The sequence below is a fragment of the Terrimonas ferruginea DSM 30193 genome (assembly GCF_000425585.1).
GTDB classification, from domain to species: domain Bacteria; phylum Bacteroidota; class Bacteroidia; order Chitinophagales; family Chitinophagaceae; genus Terrimonas; species Terrimonas ferruginea.
On sequence record NZ_KE384400.1, the window covers coordinates 84369 to 97245 of the forward strand.

At 47.4% G+C, this 12877-nt stretch carries 6 protein-coding genes, 2 tRNA genes and 3 rRNA genes; 1 reads left to right on the plus strand and 10 read right to left on the minus strand.

Annotated features, from left to right (window positions below):
* Positions 1-251 precede the first annotated feature (251 nt).
* From rrf to H608_RS0116960, 8 genes are all read right to left on the minus strand, one after another.
* Positions 252-363 (minus strand): 5S ribosomal RNA (gene rrf, locus H608_RS0116920).
* A 144-nt stretch (positions 364-507) separates the two neighbouring features.
* Positions 508-3303: ribosomal RNA gene (locus H608_RS0116925) — 23S ribosomal RNA — on the minus strand.
* A 318-nt stretch (positions 3304-3621) separates the two neighbouring features.
* Positions 3622-3695: transfer RNA gene (locus H608_RS0116930), tRNA-Ala, on the minus strand.
* 81 nt (positions 3696-3776) lie between these two features.
* Positions 3777-3851 (minus strand) — tRNA-Ile (locus H608_RS0116935).
* A 116-nt stretch (positions 3852-3967) separates the two neighbouring features.
* A 16S ribosomal RNA gene (locus H608_RS22740) occupies positions 3968-5498 on the minus strand.
* Together the 16S, 23S and 5S rRNA genes with 2 tRNA genes alongside form the textbook arrangement of a ribosomal RNA operon.
* Before the next feature lie 637 nt (positions 5499-6135).
* Positions 6136-6321 (minus strand): hypothetical protein, encoded by a 186-nt coding sequence (locus tag H608_RS0116950; protein WP_028788728.1) that lies wholly within the window; start codon positions 6319-6321, stop codon positions 6136-6138.
* 363 nt (positions 6322-6684) lie between these two features.
* The gene (gene truA / locus H608_RS0116955; RefSeq protein ID WP_028788729.1) at positions 6685-7428 is read right to left on the minus strand and encodes a tRNA pseudouridine(38-40) synthase TruA; all 744 of its coding nucleotides are present in this window, start codon (positions 7426-7428) and stop codon (positions 6685-6687) included.
* 13 nt (positions 7429-7441) lie between these two features.
* Positions 7442-8656, minus strand: a complete 1215-nt coding sequence (locus H608_RS0116960; protein ID WP_155990219.1) for a hypothetical protein — start codon at positions 8654-8656, stop codon at positions 7442-7444.
* A 134-nt stretch (positions 8657-8790) separates the two neighbouring features.
* Here H608_RS0116960 and H608_RS0116965 point away from each other — a divergent pair, with 134 nt between their 5' ends.
* Complete coding sequence (locus tag H608_RS0116965; RefSeq protein WP_028788731.1) at positions 8791-11304, plus strand: M1 family metallopeptidase; 2514 nt, start codon at positions 8791-8793, stop codon at positions 11302-11304.
* A gap of 219 nt (positions 11305-11523) precedes the next feature.
* On the opposite strand, the gene H608_RS0116970 is transcribed toward H608_RS0116965, so the two are convergent.
* Together H608_RS0116970 and H608_RS23805 are read right to left on the minus strand one after the other, a co-directional pair.
* Positions 11524-12309 carry a TPM domain-containing protein gene (locus tag H608_RS0116970; protein WP_028788732.1) on the minus strand — a complete coding sequence of 262 codons (786 nt, stop codon included), beginning with the start codon at positions 12307-12309 and terminating at the stop codon, positions 11524-11526.
* 21 nt (positions 12310-12330) lie between these two features.
* Positions 12331-12864 carry a TPM domain-containing protein gene (locus tag H608_RS23805; protein WP_028788733.1) on the minus strand — a complete coding sequence of 178 codons (534 nt, stop codon included), beginning with the start codon at positions 12862-12864 and terminating at the stop codon, positions 12331-12333.
* Positions 12865-12877 lie beyond the last annotated feature (13 nt).

The following is a 12877-nucleotide window of genomic DNA, read 5'->3' on the forward strand; positions in this document are numbered from 1 at the left end:
ATTAAGTTATTAGTCCTAAGTTATAAGTTTCAGGGGCAAGGGTGAGGTTAATACGAAATGCCAACCTGACCAGGTGTAGAAGGATATATCGAAAACAGGACTCCCGTCGTGCGAGTGGTAAGGTGGAACTACTGGCCGGAGTTTTTGCGTTGCTGAGGGAACTGAAACTGTCGGATTTGCTGCAGTTGTGGGGTGGGAATGGTATAAAAACAAAATAGCCTCTCAGTAAACTGAAAGGCTATTTGTAAAGAATATGGCAGCTACCTACTCTCCCGCATTGTGGTGCAGTACCATCGGCCATAAGGGGCTTAACTTCTCTGTTCGGAATGGGAAGAGGTGAACACCCTTGGAAAAACCACCATAAGAAGGTAATAAGTTATAAGTATTAGGTTATAAGTTTTAAGCAAGGTCAATTCAAACAGATGAATGACTTATTACTTACTACTTATTACTTACAACTCAAATAAGATCATATTGGGAAAAGTTAGAACGAGAGTCTAAGAAAAAAAATTAAAGCGTACGGGCAATTAGTACTACTCGGCTTTGATGTTACCACCTTTACACCTGTAGCCTATCAACGTCATAGTCTCTGACGGCCCTTAAAAGTAAACTCATCTTGAGGCAGGTTTCACGCTTAGATGCTTTCAGCGTTTATCCTTTCCGTACATAGCTACTCTGCATTGCACCTGGCGGCACAACAGATACACCAGCGGTACGTACGACCCGGTCCTCTCGTACTAAGGTCATGTCCTCTCAATTTACTAACGCCCACCACAGATAGGGACCGAACTGTCTTGCGACGTTCTGAACCCAGTTCACGTGCCACTTTAATCGGCGAACAGCCGAACCCTTGGGACCTTCTCCAGCCCCAGGATGTGACGAACCGACATCGAGGTGCCAAACCTCCCCGTCGATATGAGCTCTTGGGGGAGATCAGCCTGTTATCCCCGGAGTACCTTTTATCCTTTGAGCGACGGCCCTTCCATACAGAACCGCCGGATCACTTCAGCCGACTTTCGTCCCTGCTCGGCGTGTATGCCTCACAGTCAAGCTCCCTTATACTGATGCGCTCTACGTACGATTACCAACCGTACTGAGGGAACCTTTGCAAGCCTCCGTTACTCTTTAGGAGGCGACCACCCCAGTCAAACTACCCACCATGCACTGTTTCCCGTTAGGGATTAGACTCTAAATCAAAGAAGGTTGGTATTTCAACGACCGCTCCACAATGGCTAGCGCCACTGCTTCAAAGCGTCCCAACTATTCTACACATCCGTAATTCAAAATCAATGCAAAGTTGTAGTGAAGGTTCACGGGGTCTTTCCGTCCCGTGGCGGGTAACCGGCATCTTCACCGATACTACAATTTCACCGGGCTCGTGGAGGAGACAGCGTTCAACTCATTAGACCATTCGTGCAGGTCGGAACTTACCCGACAAGGAATTTCGCTACCTTAGGACCGTTATAGTTACGGCCGCCGTTTACTGGGGCTTCAGTCAGGAGCTTTGGCTTGCGCCGAACACCCTTCCTTAACCTTCCAGCACCGGGCAGGTATCAGGCTCTATACGTCATCTTTCGATTTTGCAGGGCCCTGTGTTTTTGTTAAACAGTTGGTTGAACCATTTTACTGAGACCTACCGAAGTAGGTACGCTTTATCCCGAAGTTACAGCGTCAATTTGCCTAGTTCCTTCTCCACGGCTCACCCGAGCGCCTTAGAATACTCATCCCGTCTACCTGTGTCGGTTTGCGGTACCGGCTGCTATACTCGCTTTTCTTGGAAGAACTTTCATTACTGCGCTTCACCCGAAGGATCCGCTCGGCTAATCCGTCAGCCTATGTAACTAGCATTCTCCGTCACTTTTAATGTATAGCAGGCGCAGGAATATTAACCTGCTTTCCATCATCTACCCCTTTCGGGTTTGACTAAGGACCGGGCTAACCCTGATCCGATTAACGTTGATCAGGAACCCTTAGACTTTCGGCGAATAGGTTTTTCACCTATTTTATCGTTACTTATGCCTACATTTTCTTTTGAAATCGCTCCAGCATACGTCGCCGTACACCTTCGATGCAGATTTCAATGCTCCCCTACCGATATACCACCAAGTGGCAATCATAGAGCTTCGGTTCGTAGTTTGATGCCCGATTATTTTCCGTGCAGAGCCTCTCGACCAGTGAGCTGTTACGCACTCTTTAAATGAATTGCTGCTTCCAAGCAAACATCCTGGCTGTTATAGAAGCTCTACTTCGTTTGATCAACTTAACTACGTATTAGGGACCTTAGCTGCTATTCTGGGTTATTTCCCTCTCGGCCACGGATCTTAGCACCCGTAGCCTCACTCCCGGAGATATCTGTTAGCATTCGGAGTTTGTCAGGGTTTGGTAGGCGGTGAAGCCCCCTAGCCCAATCAGTAGCTCTACCTCTAACAGACTTCATAATCCGAGGCTGTTCCTAAAAACATTTCGGGGAGAACGAGCTATCTCTCAGTTTGATTGGCCTTTCACCCCTATCCACAGGTCATCCCAAGACTTTTCAACGTCAACGGGTTCGGTCCTCCAGTGTGTGTTACCACACCTTCAACCTGCCCATGGATAGATCACAAAGTTTCGCGTCTGCCCCCACTGACTAAGCGCCCTATTTGGACTCGCTTTCGCTACGGCTCCGTTGTTAAAAACTTAACCTCGCCAGTGAGGAGCAACTCGTAGGCTCATTATGCAAAAGGCACGCCGTCACATCTTACGATGCTCCGACCGCTTGTAGGCGCACGGTTTCAGGTACTATTTCACTCCCTTGTTTAGGGTGCTTTTCACCTTTCCCTTACGGTACTGGTTCACTATCGGTGTCTGAGGAGTATTTAGCCTTACCAGATGGTGCTGGCAGATTCAGGCAGGATTTCTCCGGTCCCGCCTTACTCAGGATACTGCTCGTCCTTGTCAATTTGTGCTTACGGGGCTATCACCCTCTATGGCTCAATTTTCCAAAAGATTCAACTTGATGACAATTTCTAAATGCAGTCCTACAACCCTCGCTCCGCACGCGGAGCAAGTTTAGGCTATTCCCATTTCGCTCGCCACTACTCAGGGAATCACTATTGTTTTCTTTTCCTCCCGGTACTTAGATGTTTCAGTTCTCGGGGTTGGCTCTCTTACGAGTACTATACCTTCAGTATAGTGGGTTGACCCATTCGGAAATCCAGGGATATAATGCTTGTGTGCAGCTCTTCCTGGCTTATCGCAGCTTACCACGTCCTTCGTCGCCTCTCAGACCCAAGGCATCCACCATGCGCCCTTAGTTGCTTTAAAAAACTTAAAAAACTAGAATTATTATGTTATTCTTGTAGTTGTTACCCGACCACATTTCTTCAGACCAACCATAAAAAATCATGGTGATTAAAAATTTGTGATCGTCCTTGCATTGCTGCAAGGGTTAGATACTTCGTTCTAACTATTATTTTCCCAATATGTCAAAGAGCTTGTTAATTTGAAAACCTGAAAATTTGAAAATCAAATAGCAAGTTTCCGTGTTAAATTAACTTCTGTAGATAATATGGTTTCGAACCATCAAACGCCTCTCAGGCATTATCTTCTATGTTAAGAACTGTTTCAGATTTCTCTGATTTGTGGAGGATATCGGAGTCGAACCGATGACCCTCTGCGTGCAAGGCAGATGCTCTAGCCAACTGAGCTAACCCCCCAAATTAAGGTTTGAAGGTGTAAGCTTGAGAAGAAAGGTCGTAGCCTTTAATCTCCTGGCCTTATCCCGTGTACCTTTTAAGTAGACCCGAGCAGATTTGAACTGCTGACCCCTACATTATCAGTGTAGTGCTCTAACCAGGCTGAGCTACGGATCTGTTTAATTGTAGCCTCCCGTTTTCGGGTTACTAATTGTAAAGAACTGAAAGTCAATGAAAAGTAAGGAAACAATAGCCAGTAAATCATGTACCGATTAAATCGGCATAAGCTCTAAAAAGGAGGTATTCCAGCCGCACCTTCCGATACGGCTACCTTGTTACGACTTAGCCCCAATTACCAGTTTTACCCTAGGCGGCTCCTTTCGGTTACCGACTTTAGGTACACCCGGCTTTCATGGCTTGACGGGCGGTGTGTGCAAGGTCCGGGAACGTATTCACCGTATCATTGCTGATATACGATTACTAGCGATTCCAGCTTCATGGAGTCGAGTTGCAGACTCCAATCTGAACTGAGAAGAGGTTTTTGAGATTAGCTCCTTGTCACCAAGTGGCAGCTCTTTGTCCTCTCCATTGTAGCACGTGTGTAGCCCTAGGCATAAAGGCCATGATGACTTGACATCATCCCCTCCTTCCTCACGTCTTACGACGGCAGTTTCACTAGAGTTCCCAGCGTTACCTGATGGCAACTAGTGATGGGGGTTGCGCTCGTTGCGGGACTTAACCCAACACCTCACGGCACGAGCTGACGACAGCCATGCAGCACCTTACTGGCAGTGTATTGCTACAAAGTGAGCTTTCACCCACGGTCTCCCAGCATTCTAGCCTAGGTAAGGTTCCTCGCGTATCATCGAATTAAACCACATGCTCCACCGCTTGTGCGGACCCCCGCCAATTCCTTTGAGTTTCAATCTTGCGATCGTACTTCCCAGGTGGGATACTTAATGCTTTCGCTCAGACACACACAGTGTATCGCGTATGTCGAGTATCCATAGTTTAGGGCGTGGACTACCAGGGTATCTAATCCTGTTTGATCCCCACGCTTTCGAGCCTCAGTGTCAATATATGTGTAGCCAGCTGCCTTCGCAATTGGTGTTCTATGTCATATCTAAGCATTTCACCGCTACATGACATATTCCGCTAACCTCCACAATATTCAAGACTGATAGTATCAATGGCAGTTTCCGAGTTAAGCTCGAAGATTTCACCACTGACTTATCAACCCACCTACGCTCCCTTTAAACCCAGTGAATCCGGATAACGCTTGCACCCTCCGTATTACCGCGGCTGCTGGCACGGAGTTAGCCGGTGCTTATTCCTATGGTACCGTCAGTTGAACTAGAAAGTCCCTTTTTCGTCCCATATAAAAGAAGTTTACAACCCAGAGGGCCTTCATCCTCCACGCGGCATGGCTGGTTCAGACTTTCGTCCATTGACCAATATTCCTTACTGCTGCCTCCCGTAGGAGTCGGGCCCGTGTCTCAGTGCCCGTGTGACTGGTCGTGCTCTCACACCAGTTACTGATCGTAGGCTTGGTGGGCCGTTACCCCGCCAACTACCTAATCAGCCGCACACCCGTCTTCTAGCGCATTGCTGCTATAATAATAAAGTGATGCCACTTCATTATGTTACGGAGTATTAATCCAAGTTTCCTTAGGCTATGCTCCACTAAAAGGAAGGTTGTGTACGTGTTCCGCACCCGTTTGCCGGTCGCCGCCCATGTATTGCTACACTGCGCTGCCCCACGACTTGCATGTATTAAGCCTGCCGCTAGCGTTCATCCTGAGCCAGGATCAAACTCTCCATTGTAAATGATGTTTGATACTGACATTTTAAAATTCTCAAGAGAAAATTAAACGTGTCAAATCGAATTATATTCGCTTTGACTTACCTTTTGTTACAACCTAGATGGCTATCTAAGTTGCGTGCTATTGTTTCCTAACTTTCAAAGAACTTGACTATCTCAACTTTCGTTGATCAAGCTTGCAGATGTTAAGGTTTTGAACCTTCAGGCCTTTCGCCTCATCTTTATTTCAGAAGAACTTTCGTTTCACTTTTTCAACAACCTCGTTTCGATTGGGATTGCAAAGGTAAGAATCTTTTTCAAACTACCAAATCTTTTTTCAAAAATTTTTTCGTTAACCAGTGATTCTCAATTACTTCCCTTAAGAACTCAGTCCCATTTGATTGGGAGTGCAAAGTTGAAGTTTCTTTTTCAAACTGCCAAATTTATTTTTTAAATTTTTCAGTTATTTTTTCCTTCAAGTGAACCGCGTTTTTCGAAGAACTATTTCCCTGTTTTGATTGGGAGTGCAAAGGTAAGAGTTTGTTTCGTTTCACCAAATTTATTTTCAGATTTTTTTTCTGCTATCCAGTGATTGTCAACCCTTATGAAGAACTTCCGGTTTTTTACAGCCGGACGGCAAAGATAGATATTTCAAACCATTCACACCAAAAATTTCTTTTTTTTCTTTTTCACATCTACCGCACATTTTTCTTCACATTTACCTTTCAGAGAGCTATCCGTTTGTTGAACGGGCGGCAAAGATAGGACGGCGTTTCTTTCCACCAAATCTTTTTTACTTCTTTTTTTGCCCCCTATTTCCAAACCCGCGTCCAGTCTGCATTTCAATGGAAAAATTTTTTCGAGAAGGCGGAAGGTGTAAGGCCCGACACTTCGGGCTAAGGCTTAAGGTAAACAGCCGTTGTAAGTTATAAGTAGTAAGTTTTAAGTAAACAGCCGGGAGAAGGCTTAAGGCATAAGGCCCGACACTTCGGGCCGAAGTTTCGGCCTAAGGCTTAAGGTAAACAGCCGCCCGATACTTCGGGCATAAGTAGTAAGTAATAAGTTTTAAGTAAAACAGCCGGGAGAAAGTGGAAGGCGGAAGGCTTAAAGTGCAGGGTAACTGCCGTTATACGTAGCCAGTATAAGCCGCAGCGATCATCATAGTCACGATTGCCGATTGACCATTGACGATTCACGATTGACCATTGACTATTGACTATTCACATTGCCATACCTCACCGCCGTCAGAAACAACCCCTTCCCCGGTACATCAAAATTCGCCTTCGTATTGTCCTTCCCCTCAATGATCTGCCTGAATTCTTCCAGCCCTATCTTTCCCCTGCCTACCCTCAACATCGTAGCCGTCAGCGCTCTTACCATGCCCCGCAGAAACCGGTTCGCCTCCACTTCATATACCAAATACTCCCCTTCCCACAACCATTTACTGTGCGAAATCCTGCATTTAAACGTCTTTACCTGGGTATTGCGCTTGGAAAATGTCGTGAAGTCCTCGTATTCCATCAGCATAGCCGCCGCCATTTGCATCTTTTCCATATCCATTGTATAAGGATAGAAGTAAGCACGGTCCTCCAGAAACGGGTTTTTAGCCCTGTATATATAATAGCGATAGTAGCGGCTCGTGGCATCAAACCGGCAGTGAGCCTCCGGCGCCACCGCCTCCACACCATGAATGACAATGTCCCGTGGCAGGATCGCATTCATTTTATAGACGAAATCGGGATGTAACTCTCCCTCAAAGTCGAAGTGAAAGAAGTTCTGCAGCGCGTGGACCCCCGCATCCGTACGGGAAGAGCCGATCAGTTCCACCGGCTTACGCTGCAGCGTGCTGAAGGCCTTTTCCACCTCACCCTGCACCGTTTCCGCATTTTCCTGGGTCTGAAACCCGCTGTAACGCGTGCCCTTATAGGATAATTCCAAAAAATATCTTGTCATGGCTGATTTTACACTACCGCAGCATCGCCTGGAAGCGTTTAATATAATAAGGATCGCGGATTTCAGCCTCCAGCGAAGGAAAGGCCGCCGGATCCGATACCGAACCGTATGACGCATCGAAGAAGTTGTATTTGCCTGCCGGCGACAGGAACAGTGAACTCAGGTCACGCAGTTGCTGGGTAGTGAAACATTTGTTTTTATAGTATTTGCGGGCCTCGGCGATCATCCCGTCATCGCTGGCGGCAGCGGCCATCTTGCGACGCAGTTTCAGGAAATCACTCTCGCCGGCCACCTCCTTGCATGCATTTTTCTTTATTTCCACTTTCGGTTGTGCTACCTCCTCCTTCTTTTCTTCCACTACCGGTTCCGCTTTAAACAATTGCTTTGCAGGGGGAATCAGTATCCTCACCGTTACCCATTTACCCGTTTCGTCCTGCTCTTCGTAGGTGGCCACCGTACCATCTTTCATTTCTTCTTTTCCAACATACCGCACCGCCCCGGTTGCCGCAACTTCCGCTGGTACCGCAACAGCCTCTTTTTTGATCTCGCCCTCCGGCGTTTTCACCGTTTCTTTTACCGGCTCCTCTATTTTTGTTTCCGCTACAGGTGGCTTTGCCACCGTTTCAGCTTTCGCACGTTCTTCATCATCAGTAACGACTGCCACTTCCTGCTTCGGCGTTTCTTTTATTGCAGGTTCTTTCACCACCGGCTCCGGCTCTTTTACCGGTTCTTTGACCACTTCCGGCCTGGTTTCCTGTTTTACCGGCGCCACCTTCTCCACCACCGGACGGTATTTCAATGTACTGTCGGACGATGCTTTCGCCAGCTTTTCCGTAAACGGACTCACCGATGGTATTTTTTCCATTTTTACCCCATTGGAGGCATTGCTGGCGGGCATTATGAGTTGTGCGGTCTGCAAATCAAATAATCCCCACCCTTTTTCAGGCAGGTTTTTCAACAGGTATCCTTTGTCGCCCTGGCGAATGTCGATGGTGAACCGCTGCTCCGGCCAGCGGGCCTGCGGAAATCCCACACCAAATGTGTAGCTGCTGTCCGTTAATTGGGAAAGAATAAGATACCCTGACGCAGAAGCGCTGTATACCTGGTCATTCATCTTGACAAAGAAAGGTTGTTCCTGCTCGGACTGTAAATAGAGGAACCAGCGACGCTGCGCCGACACAAGGCTTACCCATAACACCAGACCCAGGCAGAGAACGACTCGCTTCATTGTTGAGAGATTGATTGGTTTCAAAATTAATCCAAATAACACTATAAGAGGTTGTTAAATACAAACGCCACCCATCCTTTTTCATTTCCGGCAAGGCTTTCACCGGTTATATTTGTAGCTTAAACGATAACGTAATGAAAAAATTCTTGTTGGCAGGAGGGCTGCTCAGCCTTACGCTGCTGGCCACCGCACAGCATCGTCCTAATACCGACACCAGCTGGAAAAAGGTCTACCGCGAATCAGCCACCCGTATCAACGACCTGGTTCATACCAAACTGGATGTGAAGTTTGACTACAGCAAAAGCTATCTGAACGGTAAGGCCTGGATCACGCTCAAGCCTCATTTTTATGCTACCGATTCGCTGACACTCGATGCCAAAGGAATGGATATCCGCAAAGTGGCCATTGCCAAAGGCTCCACCCTGCGCGACCTCAAATACCGCTACGATAACAAGCAACTGTTCATTACACTTGACAAAACTTATAAAGGCGGCGAATCTTATACCATTTATCTCGATTATACGGCCAAGCCCGATGAACTCGAAGCAGAAGGAAGCGCAGCCATCACCGATGCCAAGGGGCTTTATTTTGTAAACCCACTCGGTAAAGAGAAAAATAAACCCACACAGATCTGGACACAAGGTGAAACCGAAGCCAGCTCCGTATGGTTCCCCACTATCGACAAACCCAACCAAAAGACCACGCAGGAGATTTACATGACCGTGCCTGCGAAATATGTAACACTGAGCAATGGTAAACTGACCAGCCAGAAAAAGAATGCCGACGGCACCCGTACCGATTACTGGAAAATGGACCTGCCCCACGCTCCTTACCTGTTCTTCATGGGCGTAGGTGAATATGCAGTTGTCCGCGATTCGTACAAAGGCAAAGAAGTGAGTTATTATGTAGAGAAAGAATACGAACCCGTTGCCCGTCGCATTTTTGGCCATACACCGGAGATGATGGCGTTCTTTTCAAAAATTACCGGCGTTGATTATCCCTGGATAAAATATGCACAGATCACAGGCCGCGATTATGTGAGCGGTGCCATGGAAAATACCACAGCTACATTGCACCAGGAAAGCGCACAGCAGGATGCACGCGAACTCGTGGATGGCAACCATTGGGAAGGAACGATTGCACATGAACTATTCCACCATTGGTTTGGCGACTATGTTACTGCTGAAAGCTGGAGCAACCTTACCATCAATGAGTCATTTGCCAACTACAGCGAATACCTGTGGAATGAATACAAATATGGCAAGGACGACGCCGATGACCACAACTTCGATGATATGTCGGGCTACCTGCAAAGCAACAGCGGTGCAAAAGACCTCGTGCGTTTTCAATACCGCGATAAGGAAGATATGTTTGACGCGGTGAGCTACAACAAAGGAGGCCGCATTCTTCATATGCTCCGCAACTATGTAGGCGATTCTGCTTTCTTCAAATCGCTTAACCTTTTTCTTGTTACCAATAAATTCAAAACCGGCGAAGCACATCAGTTGCGTCTTGCATTTGAAGAGGTAACGGGCCGCGACCTGAACTGGTTCTTTAACCAATGGTATTTCGGCAGCGGCAACCCCAGCGTTGACATCGATTATATGTATGATGACGCCGCAGGTACTGTCAAAGTGATCGTACGCCAGACGCAAAAATCCGGCAAGGTATTCCAACTGCCGATCGCTATCGACGTATACAACGGCGCACAGAAAACACGTTACAATGTTTTAGCCGATAATATGGAAGATACATTCACCATCCGGTATACCAAACGCCCCGATCTGATCAACGTAGACGGCGACAAAGTGATGTTGTGGACCAAGAAAGACAACAAGACCCTCGACAACTTCATTCATCAGTATAAATATGCCGGTTCTTATCTCGATCGCCGCGAGGCCATCGACTATGCATCGAAATACCTGGATAATGATAAAGCGGTCGCCTTCCTCAAAACAGCACTGGCTGACAAATATGAAGGACTTCGCAGCTTTGCCTTGTCTAAACTGACCCTGAAGAACGAGAAGATCAAGGCTGATATCGAACCGCTGATCGCCCGTATGGCCAAAGAAGATAAAAAACCCGCTGTTCGCGCCCGCGCTATCCGCATGCTTGGCGAATACAACAACCCGGCGTATGCTGCATTTTTTAAAGGTGCTACCAATGATTCATCTTACACCGTAGCGGGCTATGCCTTGTCTGCCTACAGCAAGGTGGATGAACAAGGTGCGCTGGCACTGGCAAAAGAATTGAATAAAAAGCCATCCCGCGGTGCGTTGAAAGCTGCGGTAATGTCGGAAATTCTGAAAGCAGGTGACGAAAGCATGTTTGACGAAGTAATCGGTGGCTTTGAAACAATGGGCCTCCAGGAAAAATTCGATGCGGTAGGTAATATTTCCACCTACATCGCAGCATTGAAAAATACCGATAAAGTAAAAAGAGGTATTGACGCCGTGGTGAAGTTCCGCGAAGAGATTCCGGCAAGTTACCGTACGCAAACGGATCCTTATATCAACGGAATGGTGCTCAAAGGTATTCTCGCTGCAAAAAGCAAGGCCCTTGAAGCCCAACCCACCGATGCCGGTCTGAAAGCGCAGGTTGACTACATTAAAGCGCAATTATCGGAAGAAGATAAAAAAGGGTTCTGACAATTTGATAATTTGATGATTTGAAGATTTGAAAATAGTTCCGGCAATGGCACGTGCACCCGGTAATTTAAGTAAGAAGGCTGCTCTGAGAGCAGCCTTCTTTAATATGATAATTTGATAATGAGTTAGGACCCGTATCGTGCATTTGATAATTTATAATGCCGTTTACTAAAGAACAGCATTCCCAAATTTTCAAATCATCAAATCTTCAAATTAATCTCACCATTTCCCACTTGCGCCACCGCCGCCAAATCCGCCACCACCGAATCCACCGAAGCCTCCACCGCCGGACCAGCCGCCGCCACTTCCTCCTCCACCCGACCAACCTCCGCCTCCGGTCCATCCGCCCCAGCCGGTATAGCCGCGACGCGATACGTATCCGCCATTTCCTCCGCCACCAATACCCATCACCACTAAAATAATTACAACGATGATGATGATTAGTAAGGGCGACATGCCGCCTTTTCCCTTGCCACGGCTGCCGTATCCTTCGGGTGCTTTGTAGCGCCCTTCAGCAGCTTTGAACAATTCCGTAGTGCCTTCGTCCAGGCCACGATAGATATTACCCGCCTTGAAATTCGGGACCAGCTCGGTTTCGATGATGGAATGACTCACATAGTCGGTAATGACCCCTTCCAATCCATATCCTACCTGGATGGTTACATCGCGGTTGCCGGAGCCACCGCCGGTGGATACCAGCAGCACCACACCGTTGTTAAAATCTTTGTTCCCCACGGCCCACTTGCGGCCGATGGCCATCGCAAAATCTTCGGCACTGTATCCTTTCAGATCAGACACAATAACCACGGCAATCTGGTTGGACGTGGAATCGTCGTAGGCCACGAGTTTGCGCTCGAGCTCCTGCGCCTGTGCAGGCGTGAGCGTACCCGTAAAATCATTGACCAGTTTAGGCGGATTGGGACGCCCGGGTATGGCGTTTTCCACTTGTGCCATTCCGGAGAATGCCAGCGCAAAAAAGGTCAGTAAGAAAATAAGTTTTTTCATGTCTTTATTCCCGGCTTATTGTCAGCCGGCTTTATTCAGCACGATTGAAAACAGCGAAGTATGTTGAAAAGATGATCCGGTCATTTCATTTAATTTATCAATGGCCTCCATGATCATATCTGTCCCTTTCTCCAGCCCTTCGTACATTTTTCCTTCTTTGAACAAAGGAATCATTTCACCAATGATTTCATTCAATACATCATTAACGGGATAACTGGCATAGGCTTTTCCCAACTGGATCGTCAGGTCGCGTTTGCCTTCACCACCGCCGGTTGTCACCAGTATGATGATCCCGTTATTTTTTTGCTGATCGCCTATTCCCCATTTGTTGGCCAGAGCTCTTGCATACACCTCGGAGGAATATCCGTAGGCGCTGTCCATGATGACGACGGCCATCTGTACATCCGCACGCTGATCAAACTTCACCAGTTTTTGTTCGAGTTTATCCCTGTCAGTGGCGGACAGCGCACGTCCGGTAAAATCGTTTACCAAGCGTGGCGGCTCCGGGGCAGCCGGCAGCACCTGATCGATTTGGGTGAAGCCCTTCAGCGCCATTATCATAAATATG